The following is a 17,385-nucleotide window of genomic DNA, read 5'->3' on the forward strand; positions in this document are numbered from 1 at the left end:
GCGGGCGACCGCGCGCCGCCCTCCGAGGGCCGGAATCCGCGTCTGCTCAGGTGCCCGTTCGCCGGGGCGTCCGTTCCTTGACGTGTCCGTTCGGTCATGGCACGAGCACGACCTTGCCGACCGCGGTTCCCGACTCCAGCAGGCGATACGCCTCCTCGGCCTGGCCCAGGGGCAGTTCGGTCGCGACCAGGGGGTCGATGCGGCCCCGCGCCAGCAGCTCGAGCAGGTGAGCGAGGTCGTCGCGGGCAGTCGCGGGGTGGCGCCGGACCGACCGCTGCGCACTGTACGTGGTCGTTCTCGTTCGGCGGGTGGTACCCCACGCGGCGAGGACGGCCAGGCGCGGCAGCAGCCGGGCGCGTGCTGGTGGCGGGTGGCGCACCGGCCCGACGTCGCCGCCATAGGCCGCGAGCAGCCCGCCGGGGGCGAGGACCGCACGACCAACCCGCAGCGAGCGCAGGCCGCCCCCGGAGAACGCGGCGTGCAGGCCCTGCGGTGCCACCTGCTCGGCCCGCTCGCGTACCCGGCCGGCCAGGTCGGTGGCATGCCGGTCCACCGGGATGCCACCGTAGCGTTCGACGGTGTCGTACTTCGGCGGGGAGCACGAGCCGATCGCGACGGCGCCCCGGTCGTTCAACAGGTCCAGCAGCGCCGTGCCGATGCCGCCCGAGGCGCCGTCGACGAACACGGCGTTGTCCGCCGTGACCCGAGCGGCGCGCAGCAGCTGGTGCGCCGCGAGGTAGTTGAGCGGGAGGCAGACCGCTCGGGCGGCTGACACGGTGTCGGGCAGGGCGACGAGCCGCGACTCGGGGACCGTGACGTGCGTCGCGTGCCCGCCACCGGAGAGATGGGCCGCGACGCGTCGGCCGGACCAGCTCACCGGGACCCCTGGTCCCACCGCGACCACCGCACCGACCACGTCCCGTCCCGGCACGAACGGCGGTCGGGGGCCGTCCGGACCGCTGCAGCAGGTCGGCGCGGGCCAGCCCGGCGGCATGCATCTCGACCACCACGTGTCCTGGCTCAGGGCGGGGCACGGTGCCGGGCACGAGGTGCATGGCCGCGCCGGCTCCGAAGCTCGTGACGACCAGGCGCTGCGCGAGCGGCTCGCCCGCGGGGAGTGTCATGCGGTCGTGGACTCGTCTGGCGTCAGCGCCGTGGTGATGAGGGCTTCCTCGGGGCGATCAGGCGCGCCGGCCGGGTCGGCCGGGCCGCGGCCGAGGTGGCGGATGAGGAAGAGGGACTGGACCACGCACGCACCGATCAGAGGCAGGTGGTCCAGTCCGTCGACGAGCTCGCCCCGGACGGCGTAGTGCGACAGCGACACGGTCCATACGCCGGCGGCCAGGCCGAAGGCGAACACGAGCGCGGGTACCGCCCAGCGCGCCGGGAGGGAGGCCGCGACCACCAGGAGCACGGTCAGGAGCAGGTCGGGTACGAAGAACGGGTTGTCGGCGCGGACCGCGTTGGTCACCAGGAAGTACACGGTCATCACCGTGGCCTGGATCGCGGCGACGATGCGGGCTGTGCGGAGGAGCGTCATCGAAGAGTCCTTTCAGAGGTGAGGTGTTCAGCGGTGGGCTGTTCAGAGGCGGGCTGTGTCAGCGGAGGTGAATGGCCGGCCGCGGGGGTGACGGGGTGCTCGCGCGGCCCGAACCGGTCGTGCAGGGCGCCCAACGGGCCGGGAGCCCACCAGCTCGCCCGTCCGGTGAGGCGCAGGGCGGCGGGTACGAGCACCCCTCGGATCAGCGTCGCGTCGACCGCCACGGCGAGTGCCATACCGATGCCGAGCTGCTGCATGAACGACACCTCGCTCGACGCGTACACCGCGAACGACGCGGCCAGGATGAGCGCTGCGGCGGTGACCAAGGGGGCCGAGCGGGCGATACCCGTCGGCACCGAACCCACCACGTCGCCGGTGCGGGCGTACTCCTCCTGTACGCGGGCCAGCAGGAACACCTCGTAGTCCATGCTCAGGCCGTAGGCGATGCAGAACATCAGCAGCAGGATGCTCGGTTCCACGACACCGGTCGGCGTGAAGCCGAGCAGCCCTGCCAGGGCCCCGTCCTGGAAGCCCCACACCACCACGCCGAACATGACCGAGAGCGAGAGCAGGTTGAGCACCATCGCCGTCAGCGGTGCGACCACGCTCCCGGTCATCACGAACAGGACGACGAACGTCACGGCGAGGATGAGCAGGCCTACGAGCGGCAGGCGGTCGACGATGCCGTCGCGGTAGTCGGCGAGCTCCGCCGGGTATCCGCCGACCAGGACCTCGAACGGTGCGTCGGCACCGCGAACGTCTCGGACCAGGCCGACGGGATCGTTCGCGAGGCGATCGCTCGTCGGCAGGACGGACAGCCGGGTCGCGGCGCCGGAGCCGAACCGGTCCGCGCCGAACGGTCCCGCCGGGCCGATCCGCTCACCGGCTGCGAACGCACCGGCGGCGGAGTCGACGCGAGCGACACCCGGGATCTGCGACAGAGACGCGGCGTAGTCGTGAAGGGCCCGGTCCGGGACGGCCGCAGCCCTTGTGCCGGACTCTGGGCTGCCAGCCTCTGCGCTGCCAGTGCCCGCACCCGACGCATCCGGCGCGACGACGAAGAGCGCGTCGGCGTCCTCCGCGGCGAAGTCGGCGCGGATCGTGTCGTACATCGCGCGTACCGGCTGGCCGCTGTCGTTGAGGACGCGGTCATCGGGTGAGCCGAAGGTCAGCCCGAGTGTGGGAGCGCCGAGGAGGAGCAGCACCAGGAGGCCTGCACCTCCTGTCACGATCGGCCGGCGCATCACCGTGGCAGACACGCGGTACCAGAAGCCGTCCTCGATGCGGTCCGCACGGGCCGGGCGCAGCATCCGGGGGCCGGCCAGGTGGAGGATCGCGGGGAGCGCCACCGTCGCGCCCAGCACCGCGCAGAGCACCACGGCTATCCCCGCGTAGGCGAAGGAGGACAGGAACGGGAACGGGAAGACGAACAGGACGGCCAGCGCGGCGGCGACGGTCAGGCCGCTGAACAGAACGGTGCGCCCGGCGCCGGCCACGGTCCGGCGCACGGCCTCGGTGGTGCCATGGCCCGCTGCGACCTCCTCGCGATAGCGGTAGATCATGAACAGGCTGTAGTCGACACCGAGGCCGATACCCATCACGAGCGAGACGTTGGCCGCGAACGTCGAGACCTCCGTGAACGTCACCACCAGGCGGATCAGCGCGAGGCTGCCGGCCGCCGCGAACAGGCCGACGGCGAGGGTGGCCAGGGCGGGAACGAACCGCCGGTAGACCAGCCACAGGAGCGCCAGGACGAGGGGGACCACGATCAGCTCGGCCCGCAGGAAGTCCGTGCGGGCCTGGCCGGCGACGATCCGGAAGATCTCGTCGCCGCCCCCGAGCGTGACCGCCACCTCGGCACCGTCGAACCGCTCGACGACATCCGTCTCCAGGGCGGGCAGCACCTCGCCGCGCACGTGGTCGGCATCACCGGGCGCCCAGGCCAGGACCAGTGCCTGCCGCCGGTCCTGGCCGGCAAGGGTGTCGGGTGCGGCGGGGCTCCAGTACGACCAGGCGTCCCCGACGCCGGGGAAGCGAGCCACCGCGTCGGTGAGTTCCTGGCCCAGGCCGGCCACGGCGTCGTCGTCGACCGTGCCGGTGGCGGGCGAGACCAGGAGGGCGACGTTGGGGCTGCCCGTGCCGAACCGCTCGGCCAGGGCGGCGCGTGCGGCGGCGGACTCGGAGCCCGGGGCCTCGTAGCGGTTGAGCGACAGCGAGCTGACGGTGGTGGCGGCGACCGCGAACGACGCGAGCAGAACGAGGGCTGAGGTGACGAGCACCCGCCAGGGGCGGTGGGTGACAAGGCGACCGAGCACGGGCGCTCCCGGGTCTAGGATGAATGCGAGCAATGACTCGCGTAAAGAATGCGAGCAATCGCTCGTGTTTGTCAACAGTAAGGTGGGCGGATGGAAGATCAGCTGGAGGCAGAGGCCGCCGCCGGCGCCACCGCGCAGCGCACGGCCCCGCGGAAGCGGCAGGCGCGGGGCGAGCGGCGGATCGCCGAGATCCTCACGGCCGCGGCCCGGGTCCTGGCGGCACAGGGCTACGAGAGGACGACGACCAACGCGATAGCGGCCGAGGCAGGGATCTCGCCCGGCTCCCTGTACCAGTACTTCCGGAACAAGGACGAGATCGCCGCGGAGCTGGCGACCACCTACGCGGCCGGCCTGCGCGCGGCGCACGAGGCGGCGTTCGACCTCACCGACGTCACGGGTCTGACTCCCGCCGAGACGATCGACCGCGTGATCGACCCGATCCTTGCCTTCAACGTGGCCAACCCCGGTTTCAAGGCGCTGCACGCCCGGCCCGACATGCCGCCGGGCCTGGCAGCGGCCACCCGGCCCATCCACGAGGCGCTGCGGGGCCGCGTGGTCGGCCTGCTGGAGACCCGGTTTCCGGAGCGGTCCGCCGTGGAGCGGAACCTGGCCGCGCAGCTGATGATCCAGGTCGTCCAGGCGGCGATGCCCTCGATCACCACGGCCGACGCGGACGAGCGACCGGTGATCATCACCGAGGTGAAACGGATGCTGGGCGCCTATGTCCGGGAGCTGGCGGAACGCTGACGGCCCGCCACGCGTCCCCACGCCCGGACCAGGCGCGGTACCGCGTCGCTCAGCTCCGCGGGTGACCGCGTGTAGGTGAGCCGCACGTGCGAGGCGGCGCCGGTGTTGTCCGGGGTGAACAGCGGGCCGGCGGCGACGAGCGCGCCCTCCGACGCTGCCGCCGCCGCGAAGGCCTGGGCGACCGGCAGGCCGAGGTCGACCCAGCAGAAGAGCCCGCCCGGCGGCGTGGGCACGTCCCACGGCAACGCCACCCGGAGCCGGCCGACGAGCAGGTCACGGCGCTCACGCAGCATGCGACGCCTGCCGACCATCACCTCGGCACGCCGCCCGAGGAGCTCCGTCACGGCCAGCTGCTCCAGCACCGCCGTCGCGATGTCCGCGGACTGCCGCGCGCGGGCGAGCTGGGCGATCACCTGCGGGTGTGCTCGGACCCAGCCGACGCGGAGGCCGCCCCAGAACGACTTGGACGCCGACCCGACCGACACCACGTGCGGCGACGTGCCGTCGCCCGCGAACGGCGGCGGCGTCTTGTCGTCGGACAGCCCGAGCTCGACGAGCGTCTCGTCACCCACGACGGTGACGCCGTACCGGTCGGCGATCTCGCGGACCGCCGCGCGCTCGTCGGCGGACAGCACGGAACCGGTCGGGTTCTGGTAGTCCGGCACGAGGTACACGAGGCGCGGCCGTGCCCGTCGCACGGTCGAGGCGAGCATGTCGACGTCCAGCGGTCCCGCGGGCACGCCCACCACGCGGCCGCCGGCGTTGCGCATCGCCTCCATGGCGTGGAAGTACGTGGGGGACTCCACGACCGCGTGGTCGCCCGGGCGCAGGTGGGTGTGCGCGAGCAGGGCGATCGCCTGCTGGGCGCCGGTGGTCACGAGGATCTCGTCGGCAGTGGTCGGCACGCCGCGCTCGCGGTAGCGCGCGGCCACGGCCTCACGCAGCGGGGCGAGTCCGTACGGTTCGTATCCGCCCGAGTCGAGATAGGCGGGCAGCTCTTCCAGTGCTCGCGTGAAGGCCTCGTGCAGCTCGGGCGGTGCGGGCGGCGTCGCCTGCCACAGGTCCATCTGCTCGATCCCGGAGGTGCCCACCGTGCGCACGGCGCCCCGCAGGGTCTCGCCGGCCACCGGCGCGTCGCCGCCGGCCGGCCGGCCCGGAACCGGCCCGACAGAGCGCTGCGGCAGCGTCGTGACGGTACCCGACCCGACCCGGCTCACCGCGAACCCGAGCTCGCGCAGCCGCGCGTACGCGCCGGACGTGGTGGTGCGCGAGACGCGCAGGATCGCCGCGAGCTCGCGCTCGCTGGGCAGGCGGGTGTGCGGGGCGAGCTTCCCCGACAGGACCGCCGCTCGCAGTGCGTCCGCGAGGGCCACGTAGGCGGGTCCGCCCGCATGCCAGTCGCCGAGGAGTCGGGCCGTGGCCGCGGGGGAGAGCTGGCGCAGCACAGTGGGAGACGCAGTGCGAGACGCGGTGGGAGTCGCAGCGGACATGGGTCCACTCTTCTCCGATTGGCCATGGATGACAAGGCCAATCAACGGCACCATGGAGGCATGACCACGAGCACCGGCCACCCGGCCGACACCGTCCCCCCGCTCGCCGAGACGCCGGCCGCACTCCCCGCCGATGTCCCCGCACCCGTCGTGATGTCCCTCGCGCGCCGCGTCGTACAGCTCGCGCTGGGACTCGTGGGGTTCGGCGTGGCGACGGCACTGATGCTGCACTCGGGCCAGGGTGCGATGCCGTGGGCCGTGCTGGACCAGGGCATCGTGGACCGCACGGGCCTGGCCTACGGGTGGGTCGTGCTCGGGGTCGGGCTGCTGGTGATGCTGGCGTGGATCCCGCTCCGCCAGAAGCCGGGCATCGGCACGGTCTCCAACATCATCGTGATCAGCCTGGTGATCGACCCGACCCTGTGGGTCCTCGAGCGGATGCTCCCGGACCCGGCGCTGCTCGCCGGGATCGCTCTGGCCCTGGGCGGGATCGTGCTGCTCGGGGTGAGTACCGCCGCCTACGTGGGAGCCCGGTTCGGCCCGGGCCCGCGGGACGGGCTGATGACCGGCCTGGTTCAGGTGACCGGATGGCCGGTCTGGCTGATCAAGACCGGCATCGAGGTCTCCGTGGTCGTGCTCGGCGTGCTGCTGGGCGGGACGTTCGGCTGGGCGACGATCGTCTTCGCCTTCGGCGTCGGCCCGGTGGTGCAGGTCTCCGCGCGGTGGCTCGCGCCGCGTGGCCTCGCGGGGTAGGCCCTCTCGCCGTCAGCGGATAAACCTGGGACCCTCGTCGCACGTGGTGGGGGGTATGAGCATCGATACCGAAGAGACCGACCGCGCCACGGTCCACGTGGCGCGGTCACGCGACGACGACTTCGTTGCGTTCGTCGAGACGGCCGGACCTTACCTCTACCGCACCGCGTACCTCCTGGCCGGCGACAGGTACCGGGCGGAGGACCTGGTGCAGACCGCGTTCGAGCGCACCTATCGTGTCTGGGACCGGGTGCGAGACCGCGAACCTCGTGCGTACGCCCGGCGCATCCTGGTCAACCAGCGCATCGACACCTGGCGGCACATCCGGCGCGAGGTGCTACCGGGCGACGACCACATCCCGGTGCGCGCCGCGATGGACGGGTCCGGCGAGGTGGCGCTGCGCGACGCGCTCGTGCGGGCTCTCGCACGGCTCGCACCACAGCAGCGGCGTGTCGTCGTGCTCCGGCACCTGCTGGATCTCTCGGAGGCGGACGTCGCGGCGGAGCTCGGCCGGAGCGTCGGCACGGTCAAGGCGACCAACGCCCGCGCGCTGGAACGTCTGCGCGGCCTCGTCGCGGGAGCCGATCTCGAGGTGGTCGACGCGCCGGTCGTGGACGCCGACGCGGTGCTGCGGGGTAGCCGGGCGGCGCTGCGCCGTCGTCGGGTGGCGCAGGGTGCGACGTCGGGCGTCGCGGCGCTCCTGCTGGTGTGGTTCCTGCTGGGACCGGTGCGGGTGCCGGGGCTGGGGGAGGTCGCCCTGCCGGGCAGCGAGTGGTTCCGGGAGGTCACGGGCATCGAGCGGCTGCTCGAGGACCAGGAGCCCGCGCCCGGTCTGACCGCTGCCCCGACGGTTCCCGCCGTGGAGGTGGAGCCGCTGCCCGAGACCTTCGCCGTGCCGGGCGACGACACCTCGACGGCGACGCTCGCCGAGGACGGCTCGTACTTCATGGTCAAGACCTTCCCGGGATCAGGGGAGCCCGGGACGCCCGAGGCCGCCGGCACGTCGGTGGTCGATCTCGTGGAGATCCAGGAGGACGGGATCGCGCATGCCGGCGAGTACATGGGTTCCGGGACGGTCGACGGGCGGGACGCCGTGATCCTCGCGGCCGTGCGCCAGGGCGACCGGCTGGCCTGGGCCGAGTCGCCGGTGGTCGACGGCGGTGACCCGGCCGTCTGGGCGATCAGAGTGTCCGAGGGTGCGGCGGCGCCGGTCACGGTGGTCGAGCACCGCGCAGCTGCCCGGTCGGCGGACGACGAGCTCCTCGGCGACCCGTGGGTCGGCCTCACGGCGGGCCGGGTCGTCTGGCTGACCACCGCTGCGGGGCCCGGCGGCGACCAGGTGCGCACCCTCTCGGCGAAGGACGCGGGTGGCGTGGGCGCCGAGCAGGTCGTCGCGACGGCGGTGCGGACGTTCGCGACCCACGACGACGAGGTGCTCACCACGGCCGTGGCCAGGGGCTCCGACGGTGGGACGCGACACGTCATCACGTCCTTCCGGGACGACGGACGCACGGAGGTCGTCAGGCGCGCCCCGGCCGGCGGCGGGGAGGGCTCCGGCTGGGGCGGCGAGCTCGCGGCGTCGGACACCGTCGTGGCCTGGAACGACGGTGCCACGGTCCATGTGCTGGACCGTGGGACGGGACGTGAGCGAACCTTCGAACCGGGAACGCCCCGGGGTGTCGTGACCTCCATCGACGTGGCGGGGGGCGACGTGGTGTGGAGCACGGCGCATGACGACGGGAACACCGCGTACCTGGCCGCCGACGCGCTCGGCGACGGGCGGCCCGAGGTCCTGGCGCAGGGCGAGGGCCTCGTCTCGGTCGCGATCGCGGGAGACCTCGTCGCCTGGCGGGTGGAGGCCGCGGACACCGGCACGGCGGTGCTGCACCGAGCTCGGTTCGAGCGGTGAGCGAGGCGGTGACCTGAATCAACTTCTGCGTGTGCTTGATCGGTTTGGTGCGCAGAAGGGGGTCGATTCGATTCGAATGTCTGTCATAGGGTAGGGCCATGGTCAACTATCGGTACCTCGGTAACAGTGGTCTCAAGATCTCGGAGATCACCTATGGCAACTGGCTCACCCACGCCTCGCAGGTGGAGAACGACGTCGCCTCGGCATGTGTCCGGGCCGCGCTCGACGCCGGCATCACCACCTTCGACACCGCTGACGCGTACGCCAACACGGCGGCGGAGCAGGTTCTCGGTGACGCGCTGAAGGGTGAGCGCCGCGAGTCCCTCGAGATCTTCACGAAGGTGTACTGGGCCACCGGCCCCAAGGGCCCCAACGACGTGGGTCTGTCCCGCAAGCACATCATGGAGTCGATCAACGGCTCCCTGACCCGCCTCGGCACCGACTACGTCGACCTGTACCAGGCGCACCGCTACGACGTGGAGACCCCGCTCGAGGAGACGATGCAGGCGTTCGCCGACATCGTGCGCCAGGGCAAGGCCCTCTACATCGGCGTCTCGGAGTGGACCGCCGACCAGATCCGCGAGGGTGCCGCGCTGGCCAAGCAGCTCGGCTTCCAGCTGATCTCCTCGCAGCCCCAGTACTCGATGCTGTGGCGCGTCATCGAGGACGAGGTGGTGCCAGCCTCGAAGGATGCCGGCGTCTCGCAGATCGTGTGGTCGCCCATGGCCCAGGGAGTGCTCTCGGGCAAGTACCTGCCGGGCCAGCCGGCGCCCGCGGGCTCGCGCGCCACGGACGAGAAGGGCGGCGCGCAGACGATCAGCCGCTTCATGACCGACGAGACCCTGGCCGCCGTCCAGAACCTCAAGCCGGTGGCCGCCGAGCTTGACCTGTCGATGGCGCAGCTTGCCGTCGCGTGGGTGCTGCAGAACGACAACGTGGCAGCGGCGCTCGTGGGTGCATCCCGCCCGGAGCAGGTCGCGGAGAACGTCAAGGCGTCGGGTGTGACCATCCCCGCCGAGCTGATGAAGCAGATCGACGACGCCCTCGACGGCGTCATCGAGCGGGACCCGGGCAAGACGCTGGCGAACATGCCGAAGACCCGCCCGGTCTGACTCGCACCCCCGGGCGAGGTAGACAAGCAGCGAGGTAGTCACCAGCGGAAACCGGGTGACTACCTCGCTGCTTGTCTACCTCGCCAAGTGACTACCTCGGCGAAAGGGCTGGTTACTCCGGGTAGTTGCCGCGCTTCTTGCTCATCGGCTTCGGCAGGCGCGAGCGGCGCAGCTGGTAGGCCCGCGTGATCGTGTACATGAGGAGACCGCGCTGCACCTCCCCGAACTTCGCGGTCAGGCGCTTCTTCAGCGACCGCCACAGGAGCCATGCGTCGATGATCGTCAGGAACAGGAACCCGTAGAGGCCGAGCATCACGACGATGCTGAGCTCCGGATACTGCGCGGTGAAGAACGTCGCGAACAGGAAGATGAAGGCGACCGGCAGGAAGAACTCGCCGAGGTTCCAGCGGGCGTCCACGAAGTCGCGCACGTACCGCCGCACCGGGCCCTTGTCCTTGGCCGGCATGTAGCGCTCGTCACCCGTCTGCATGGCCTGGTAGGCGCGCTCGCGGTCGATACGTGACTTCTCGCGCTGCGCCTTCTTCGCCGCCTTGCGGTCGTCCGGGACCAGCGGTCGCTTGTTCGCGGCCTGCGCGACGTTGCGCTTGGGCGTCGGACGCCCCTTCTTGGGGGCGCCTTCCGGCGTCGTCGCGGACGCGGACGTCACCTCGTCGGGTGAGTCGCCTACGGGAGTCACGCCGTCGGGGGTCGGAGTCTTGCTGCGGGAGAACACCTCCCCAGCCTAATGGCTCGGGACAGTTCCCTGCTGCGAGCCGTTAACGTGGGGCGGTGACTTCTGATACAACCGCGGCCCTCCGCGCCCGCGTCGCTGAGCTGTTCCCCGCCCTGCAGGCCGACCTCGAGGCGCTCGTGCGCATCCCGAGCGTCTCGGCCGCCGCGTTCGACCAGGCGCACGTCGCCGCGAGCGCCGCCGCCACGGAGCGGCTCCTGCGGGACGCGGGTCTGCCCGACGTCCAGATCCTGTCCGCACCGCGGCCGGACGGTACGCCGGGTGCGCCCGCCGTCGTCGCGCGCCGGCCGGCGCCCGAGGGTGCGCCGACCGTGCTCCTGTACGCGCACCACGACGTGCAGCCGCCGGGCGACGCCGCGACCTGGGACACCGACCCGTTCGAGCCCACGCAGGTGGGCGAGCGGCTCTACGGCCGGGGCGCGGCCGACGACAAGGCGGGCATCGTCGCGCACCTGGGGGCGCTGCGGGCCCTCGGCCTGCCGGACGGCGCGGACCTGCCGGTCGGCGTCACGGTCTTCCTCGAGGGTGAGGAGGAGTCGGGGTCGCCGTCGTTCCGCGCGTTCCTGGAGGCGCACCGGGACCTGCTGGCGGCCGACGTCATCGTCGTCGCCGACTCGACGAACTGGAAGGTGGGTGTCCCCGCCCTCACGACGTCGCTGCGTGGGCTGGTCGACGGCGTGGTCGAGCTGAAGGTCCTGGAGCACGCGGTGCACTCGGGCATGTTCGGCGGAGCGGTGCTGGACGCCGTGACCCTGATGTCGCGGCTGGTCGCGACGTTCCACGACGAGGCGGGTGACGTGGCGATCGAGGGCCTGGTCGCCGCTCCCGAGCCGGAGGTCGACTACGACGAGGCCGCGTTCCGCGCGGACTCCTCGCTGCTCGACGGTGTGTCGCTCGCCGGGACCGGAACGGTCTCCGGCCGGCTGTGGGCCAAGCCCGCGCTGTCCGTGATCGGCATGGACGTGACGTCGGTGGCGGAGGCGTCGAACACGATCGCGCCGAGCTGCACCGCGAAGGTCTCGCTGCGGCTCGCCCCGGGTCAGGACCCGGCGGCGGCCGACGAGGCGCTGGCCGCGCACGTCGCGAAGCACGCGCCGTTCGGCGCGCAGGTCACCTGGCGGTCCGGCGAGCAGGGCAAGCCGTTCCTCGCCCCCGGCGACACGGCGGCGATGCGCGCGGCGCGCGCCGCGTTCACCGAGGCCTGGGGTACGGCACCGGTCGACGTCGGCGTGGGCGGGTCGATCCCGTTCATCGCGGACCTGCTGGAGGTCTTCCCGGACGCCGCGATCCTCGTGACGGGGGTCGAGGACCCGGACTCGCGGGCGCACGGCGCGAACGAGTCGGTGCACCTGGGTGAGCTGCAGAAGGTCGTCCTGGCGGAGGCCCTGCTGCTGACGCAGGTCGGCGAGGGGCTCTAGCTCCTGGTGGCGGGCTCGCGCGGTGCGACGTCCAGCGCGCGAGCCCAGGCCGCGACGTCCGCGGGAAGCTCGGGGGAGGGCAGGTCCTCACCCATGACGTCCCGCACGACGTCGAGCGCCGAGATCCGGTTGCCCTTGCGGTCCAGGAACCGGCTGGCCACGATGCCGCGGGCGCAGAGCTTGTCGCCGCGCGTGAACACCTGCTCCAGGTAGAACACGCGCTCGTCCCAGCCGATGATCCGGGTGGTGATCTCGAACCGGTCGAACGGTCGCAGGGACCGGCGGTACTTCATGGTCGACGCCGCCACCACCGGAGCCCAGCCCTTCTGGCGGGCGATCGGGAACATGCCGAGGTCGGCGATCTGGTTGTTCCGGGCCACGTCCATCATCTGCAGGTACGTGCCGTTGTTGACGTGCAGGTTGGAGTCGAGGTCCAGGAGGCCGACACGCATCCGGGTGACGGACGGGTCGAGCAGCTTCTGCCCGGGGCGGGCCTTGCGCGGGAAGAGTCCGGTCCAGGTGAGCTGGAACATGCGAGCCATGCGTCGAAGGTTATACCGGGAACCGGCAGTATCAGATACCTGTCGGACCGGTCGGCGGATGCTGGATCTCGTTCCGCACCGTCTGGGCGACGTCCGCCGACTCGAGCCGCTCGACCAGGTGCAGCGCCATGTCGATCCCCGACGAGACGCCCGCCGAGGTGACCACGTCGCCGTCGTCCACGAACCGCGCCTCGGTGTCCACGAGGACGCTCGGGTCCAGCTCGGCGAGCTCGTCGTAGTGGTGGTGATGCGTGGTGGCCGGCCGCCCCGCCAGCAGGCCCGCGGCCGCGAACGACAGGGCGCCCGTGCAGACGCTGGCCATGATCGGGGTCTGCTTGCGGATCTGGCGCAGCCACTCGAGGTGCCCGGCCTGGGCGAGCAGCGGCCGGGTGCCCAGGCCGCCCGGGTAGACCAGCACGTGCAGCGGACCGACGTCGTCCGCACCGTGCGCCGGCAGGATCCGCAGGCCCTTCGCGAGCCGCACCCCGGAGCCGTCCCAGGAGAACGTGCTCACCGACGGGCGCAGCTCCTGCGAGTGGGAGCCCCACTCGGCGAAGACCTCGAAGGGCCCGACGACGTCGAGCTCCTCCGCCCCGTCGAAGACGAAGATCCCGATCCGCAGTCCACCGTTGCCGGTCATGTGCTCAGTCCGTGTCAGATACCCGGGAGGGCCAGCATCTGGTCGAGGGCCACGCGGGCCCAGTGGGCGTCGTCGGCGTCCACGACGATCCGGTTCACCATGCGTCCCTCCACGAGCGACTCCATCGCCCACACGAGGTGGGGCAGGTCGATGCGGTTCATGGTCGAGCAGAAGCACACCGTCGAGTCGAGGTAGTGCACGTTCTTGTCGGGGTGCGCCTTGGCGACCCTGCGCACCAGGTTGAGCTCGGTGCCGATCGCCCACGAGGACCCGGGCTCCGCCGCGTCCAGCTGCTTGATGATGTACTCGGTCGAACCCACGTGGTCGGCCGCCGTGACGACCTCGTGCTTGCACTCCGGGTGCACCATCACGTTGACGCCGGGGACCGCCGCGCGGATGTCGGAGACGTTCTTCTCCGAGAAGCGCCCGTGCACCGAGCAGTGGCCGCGCCACAGGATCATGCGGGCGTCCCGGAGCTCCTGGTCGGTCAGCCCGCCGTTCGGCTTGCGCGGGTCGAAGACGACGCAGTCGTCCAGCGACAGCGCCAGCTCGAGCACCGCGGTGTTGCGGCCGAGGTGCTGGTCGGGGAGGAACAGCACCTTGCCGGTGCCGTCGATACCGCCGACCTGGTCGAACGCCCAGCGCAGCGCGACCTCGGCGTTGGACGAGGTGCACACGGTGCCCCCGTGCCGCCCGGTGAACGCCTTGATCGCGGCCGAGGAGTTCATGTACGTGACGGGGATCGTGGAATCCGCGACACCGACGTCCTGCAGCACCGCCCAGGCCTCCTCGACCTGGCCGATCGCCGCCATGTCCGCCATGGAGCAGCCGGCCGCGAGGTCCGGCAGCACCACCTGCTGCTGGTCGGAGGTGAGGATGTCCGCGCTCTCGGCCATGAAGTGCACGCCGCAGAACAGGATGAACTCGGCCTCGGGGCGGGCGGCAGCCTCGCGCGCGAGCTTGAAGGAGTCGCCGGTGATGTCGGCGAAGTCGATGACCTCGTCGCGCTGGTAGTGGTGCCCGAGCACGAACGCCCGGCTGCCCAGCGCGGCCCGAGCGGCTCGGGCCCGTTCCACGAGGTTCGGGTCGCTCGGCGCGGGCAGCTCGCCCGTACACTCCACGCCGCGCTCGGAGGCCAGGTCACGGCCCTGGCCGAGCAGCAGCAGGGGGGAGGGGGCGGGCTCGGAGAAGCCCGGTTGTTCAGCCAGCAGGGTGCTCACAGTCACCATGATGACACGCGGTGGTGACACGCAGACAAGAGGGTGTCACGATGCGTCCCGTGCACGTGCTGCTGCTTGCCGAGACCCTGCCCGACGCCGAGCGACTCGCCTCCGCGTGGCGCGCCGCCGCGCCCCACGCCACCACCGAGGCCCGCGAGGTGCGGGTTCCCGGCTCCTCCGGGACCTCCGACGGAGGGTCGGGCGACGGCGGCGCACCCGCCGCTCCCGGCCACCTGGCGGGGCCGGCCGGCGGGGGCGTGCTGCTGGCGGGAACCGCGATCCCCGTGGGCCGCCCGGCCGCCGTCGGGCCGCAGGACGTGGGCCCCGCCCACCCGGGACCCACCGCGCCCGGCCCCGCGCCGTCCGCCCTGCCCCGCGGGGAGGGCGTAGCGCTCGCGGAGGCGGCAGCGGGGGCCGACGTCGTCGTGGCGTACGTCACGCGGCTCGACGGCGACCGGCTGCACCGCGGGGTGGTCGTCGAGGCGGCCGCTGCCGCGGCACCGCACGCCGTTCCCGTCGTCGTGGTCACGGAGCGCAGCGAGGTGAGCAGGCGCGAGTGGTCCACGGCAGGGCTCAGCGGGGTGCACGAGGCGGCAGACGGCGACGTCGCCCGCGTGGCCCGGACGTGGACACCGGGCTGGGCGCACTGAGCACGGACGGGTGATGGGTCCGGCCGGTCCGTGGGCGTACGATCGTCAGAACAGGCCGGCGACGGGAACAGACGGACGGCCCGATGGGTTGGCACCGCTGAGACATCGACTACCGGTATGTCGAACACGATCGGGAGATGACATGACCGACACGACCACGGACATCGGAACCCACGGCGTCAACGTCACTGACGTCGCCGCGGGCAAGGTCCGTAGCCTGCTCGAGCAGGAGGGCCGCGACGACCTGCGCCTCCGCGTCGCGGTGCAGCCGGGTGGCTGTTCCGGGCTGATCTACCAGCTGTACTTCGACGAGCGTGTGCTCGACGGGGACGCGCTGCGCGACTACGACGGCGTCGAGGTCGTCGTGGACAAGATGAGCGTGCCGTACCTCGAGGGCGCGACGATCGACTTCAAGGACACCATCGAGCAGCAGGGCTTCACGATCGACAACCCGAACGCAGGCAGCGCGTGTGCCTGTGGCGGGTCGTTCTCCTGATCTGAGCTCTGCGTCGACAAGACGTTGCACGACAGACGTTGCACGACGGCGGGCCGGTCACCTACGCGGTGACCGGCCCGCCGCTCGTTCCGCGTCGAACGAGGCTCCGGGTCAGGCGAGGCGGACGGTGACGGCCCAGCCGTCCCGGTCGCCGGTGTGCTCGACGGTCGAGACGTGCTCGTGGCCGCGCATGCGGCACCACGCGGGCACGTCGAGCTTCGCGGCCGGATCGGTCGACAGCACGGTCAGCTCGGTGCCGGCGGGCAGCCCTTTCGCGGCGGCCGCGAGCCGGATCACGGGCAGCGGGCAGTGCAGCCCTCTGGCATCCACCAGCGTGCCGGACATCAGAGGCCACCCACCCCGAGCATCTCCCGCACCCGGGCCACGGCGCCGGGCAGGACCGCGCAGAACCGGTCGATCTCGTCGGCGGTGGTGGCGCGGTCCAGCGCGATCCGCACGTTGCCGTGCGTGAGCACGCCCATCGCCGCGAGCACGTGGGAGGGCTCCAGCGTGCTCGACGTGCACGCCGAGCCCGACCCGACCGCGAAGCCGTGCCGGTCCAGCTCGGTCACGAGCGCCTCGCCGTCCACGTAGAGGAACGAGAAGGTGGCGACGTGGGGGAGCCGCCCCTCCGGGTCGCCCACCACCTCGACGTCCGGGATGTGCGACACCTGTGCCCGCACGCGGTCCACGAGCGCGCGGCGCCGCGCCGCCTGCTCGACCCGGTCGGCCTCGACCGCCTGCAGCGCGACCGCGGCGGCGAAGGCGAGCGGCACGCTCACCCCGCCCGGTGCCCACGGGTCCTCGTCCTCCGGCCCGGCCGACGCGGTGCGGACCCGCTGCCGGACGGCGAGCACCCCGACCCCGGCGGGCCCGCCCCAGTCGGCGGGGTCGGCGGCCAGGAGGTCCCAGGCCCCGGGCACCGCCACGTGTCCGACGCTCGCCCCGGCGTCGACCAGGAGCGGGACGCCGGCTGCGCGCGCGGCGTCGTGCACGACCTCGACCGGCTGGACCGTGCCCACCTCGCCGTTCGCGTGCTGCAGTGCGGCTAGGGCGACACCCGGCGCCCGGATCGCGGCGATCATCGCGTCCGCGTCCACGCGCCCCAGCCGGTCCACCGGGACGGGGCCGCCGGGCCGGGCGGCGGGCTCGGTCACGCCGGCCGGGTGCGCGCCCGCTGCGGCCGCCGTGTACGCGGCGGCCTGCAGCACCGCTGCCCGCTCGACGGCGCTGGTGACGACGGTGCTGCCCGCACGCCGCCGGCCGGCCGCGGCCGACGCGACGGCCGTCTGGAGCGAGGCGGTGTGGCCCGGCGTGAAGTGGACCTCCTGCGTCCGCGCGCCGAGCACGGCGGCGACGGCCTCGCGGGCGCCGTCGAGCAGGCGGGCCGCGCGGCGGCCCTCGGCGTGCAGGCGGCGTGGATCGGCCCACCCGTCGCCGAGCGCCTGCTCGAACGCCTGCCGGGCGAGCGGGTGCCACGGGGCGCGCCCGCCGTTGTCGAGGTGCACCCGGGAGGGGGTGCCGGGGGTGGCGTGGCTCACACGTCCTCCTGCTCCTGTGTCGTCCGTCTGATCCTCGCACCCGCACGGACCGGTCCGCCGCCACCATTGTTCTGACACGACTTGGGTGCGTGTCCTGAACAGCGTCGATGGGTGCCCGCGGTGCGTAGTGCGTCACGTCGCCGAGGGCGCCTTGCGGGCATCATCAGGCCTCCGGGCGCGCTAGGCTGCATCCCATCGAGGACGAAGGTTCTGCGTGGAGCTCGGGAGGAAACCGGTGCGACGCGCCGGACGAGACGTGAA

At 72.6% G+C, this 17,385-nt stretch carries 17 protein-coding genes; 7 read left to right on the plus strand and 10 right to left on the minus strand.

The annotated features are described in order from the left end of the window. Positions 1–94: 94 nt before the first annotated feature. From LUM46_RS09990 to LUM46_RS10000, 3 genes are all read right to left on the minus strand, one after another. Complete coding sequence (locus tag LUM46_RS09990) at positions 95–994, minus strand: zinc-binding dehydrogenase (protein ID WP_374726976.1); 900 nt, start codon at positions 992–994, stop codon at positions 95–97. A 126-nt stretch (positions 995–1,120) separates the two neighbouring features. Continuing rightward, positions 1,121–1,540, minus strand: a complete 420-nt coding sequence (locus LUM46_RS09995) for a hypothetical protein (protein WP_274993690.1) — start codon at positions 1,538–1,540, stop codon at positions 1,121–1,123. Then, a complete protein-coding gene (locus LUM46_RS10000) occupies positions 1,537–3,855 on the minus strand; it encodes an MMPL family transporter (protein WP_274993691.1) in 2,319 nt (772 codons plus the stop codon). Before LUM46_RS10000 ends, LUM46_RS09995 begins: the two co-directional genes overlap by 4 nt. A 90-nt stretch (positions 3,856–3,945) precedes the next feature. Between LUM46_RS10000 and LUM46_RS10005 the strand changes: the two genes are divergently transcribed. Continuing rightward, positions 3,946–4,602, plus strand: coding sequence for a TetR/AcrR family transcriptional regulator (locus LUM46_RS10005; RefSeq protein ID WP_274993692.1), 657 nt, complete (start codon positions 3,946–3,948; stop codon positions 4,600–4,602). Here the strand turns inward: LUM46_RS10005 and yczR are convergent. Continuing rightward, positions 4,575–6,092 carry a MocR-like transcription factor YczR gene (gene yczR, locus LUM46_RS10010; protein WP_274993693.1) on the minus strand — a complete coding sequence of 506 codons (1,518 nt, stop codon included), beginning with the start codon at positions 6,090–6,092 and terminating at the stop codon, positions 4,575–4,577. The genes LUM46_RS10005 and yczR overlap by 28 nt on opposite strands. Positions 6,093–6,152: 60 nt before the next feature. On the opposite strand from yczR, the gene yczE reads away from it, so the two are divergent. From yczE to LUM46_RS10025, 3 genes are all read left to right on the plus strand, one after another. Beyond that, positions 6,153–6,845, plus strand: coding sequence for a membrane protein YczE (gene yczE, locus LUM46_RS10015; RefSeq protein WP_274993694.1), 693 nt, complete (start codon positions 6,153–6,155; stop codon positions 6,843–6,845). Positions 6,846–6,900: 55 nt separating this feature from the next. Beyond that, positions 6,901–8,754, plus strand: a complete 1,854-nt coding sequence (locus tag LUM46_RS10020; protein ID WP_274993696.1) for a SigE family RNA polymerase sigma factor — start codon at positions 6,901–6,903, stop codon at positions 8,752–8,754. A gap of 98 nt (positions 8,755–8,852) precedes the next feature. Continuing rightward, positions 8,853–9,866 carry an aldo/keto reductase family protein gene (locus tag LUM46_RS10025; RefSeq protein WP_274993697.1) on the plus strand — a complete coding sequence of 338 codons (1,014 nt, stop codon included), beginning with the start codon at positions 8,853–8,855 and terminating at the stop codon, positions 9,864–9,866. A 112-nt stretch (positions 9,867–9,978) separates the two neighbouring features. On the opposite strand, the gene LUM46_RS10030 is transcribed toward LUM46_RS10025, so the two are convergent. After that, complete coding sequence (locus tag LUM46_RS10030; RefSeq protein ID WP_274993698.1) at positions 9,979–10,599, minus strand: DUF3043 domain-containing protein; 621 nt, start codon at positions 10,597–10,599, stop codon at positions 9,979–9,981. A 56-nt stretch (positions 10,600–10,655) separates the two neighbouring features. Here LUM46_RS10030 and LUM46_RS10035 point away from each other — a divergent pair, with 56 nt between their 5' ends. Then, complete coding sequence (locus tag LUM46_RS10035) at positions 10,656–12,035, plus strand: dipeptidase (protein ID WP_274993699.1); 1,380 nt, start codon at positions 10,656–10,658, stop codon at positions 12,033–12,035. Here LUM46_RS10035 and LUM46_RS10040 read toward each other — a convergent pair. From LUM46_RS10040 to nadA, 3 genes are read right to left on the minus strand one after another with little or no spacing between them, the layout of a single operon-like run. Further along, positions 12,032–12,577: an acyl-CoA thioesterase gene (locus LUM46_RS10040; RefSeq protein WP_374726977.1), complete on the minus strand. Its 546-nt coding sequence runs from the start codon at positions 12,575–12,577 to the stop codon at positions 12,032–12,034. The two genes, LUM46_RS10035 and LUM46_RS10040, sit on opposite strands and share 4 nt — an antisense overlap. Before the next feature lie 31 nt (positions 12,578–12,608). Further along, the gene (locus LUM46_RS10045; RefSeq protein ID WP_274993700.1) at positions 12,609–13,217 is read right to left on the minus strand and encodes a DJ-1/PfpI family protein; all 609 of its coding nucleotides are present in this window, start codon (positions 13,215–13,217) and stop codon (positions 12,609–12,611) included. Between the two features lie 14 nt (positions 13,218–13,231). Beyond that, positions 13,232–14,446, minus strand: coding sequence for a quinolinate synthase NadA (gene nadA / locus LUM46_RS10050; protein ID WP_274993701.1), 1,215 nt, complete (start codon positions 14,444–14,446; stop codon positions 13,232–13,234). Between the two features lie 41 nt (positions 14,447–14,487). On the opposite strand from nadA, the gene LUM46_RS10055 reads away from it, so the two are divergent. Beyond that, positions 14,488–15,087, plus strand: a complete 600-nt coding sequence (locus LUM46_RS10055; RefSeq protein WP_274993702.1) for a hypothetical protein — start codon at positions 14,488–14,490, stop codon at positions 15,085–15,087. 142 nt (positions 15,088–15,229) lie between these two features. Next, positions 15,230–15,583, plus strand: coding sequence for an iron-sulfur cluster insertion protein ErpA (gene erpA / locus LUM46_RS10060; protein WP_108495706.1), 354 nt, complete (start codon positions 15,230–15,232; stop codon positions 15,581–15,583). A gap of 111 nt (positions 15,584–15,694) precedes the next feature. Here erpA and LUM46_RS10065 read toward each other — a convergent pair whose 3' ends face one another. Beyond that, complete coding sequence (locus LUM46_RS10065; protein WP_274993704.1) at positions 15,695–15,928, minus strand: sulfurtransferase TusA family protein; 234 nt, start codon at positions 15,926–15,928, stop codon at positions 15,695–15,697. Beyond that, positions 15,928–17,124 (minus strand): cysteine desulfurase family protein, encoded by a 1,197-nt coding sequence (locus LUM46_RS10070; protein ID WP_274993705.1) that lies wholly within the window; start codon positions 17,122–17,124, stop codon positions 15,928–15,930. The genes LUM46_RS10065 and LUM46_RS10070 overlap by 1 nt, the downstream gene beginning before the upstream one ends. Positions 17,125–17,385: the final 261 nt, after the last annotated feature.

The sequence above is a fragment of the Promicromonospora iranensis genome, from assembly GCF_028994805.1.
In the GTDB taxonomy this organism is placed as follows: domain Bacteria; phylum Actinomycetota; class Actinomycetes; order Actinomycetales; family Cellulomonadaceae; genus Promicromonospora; species Promicromonospora iranensis.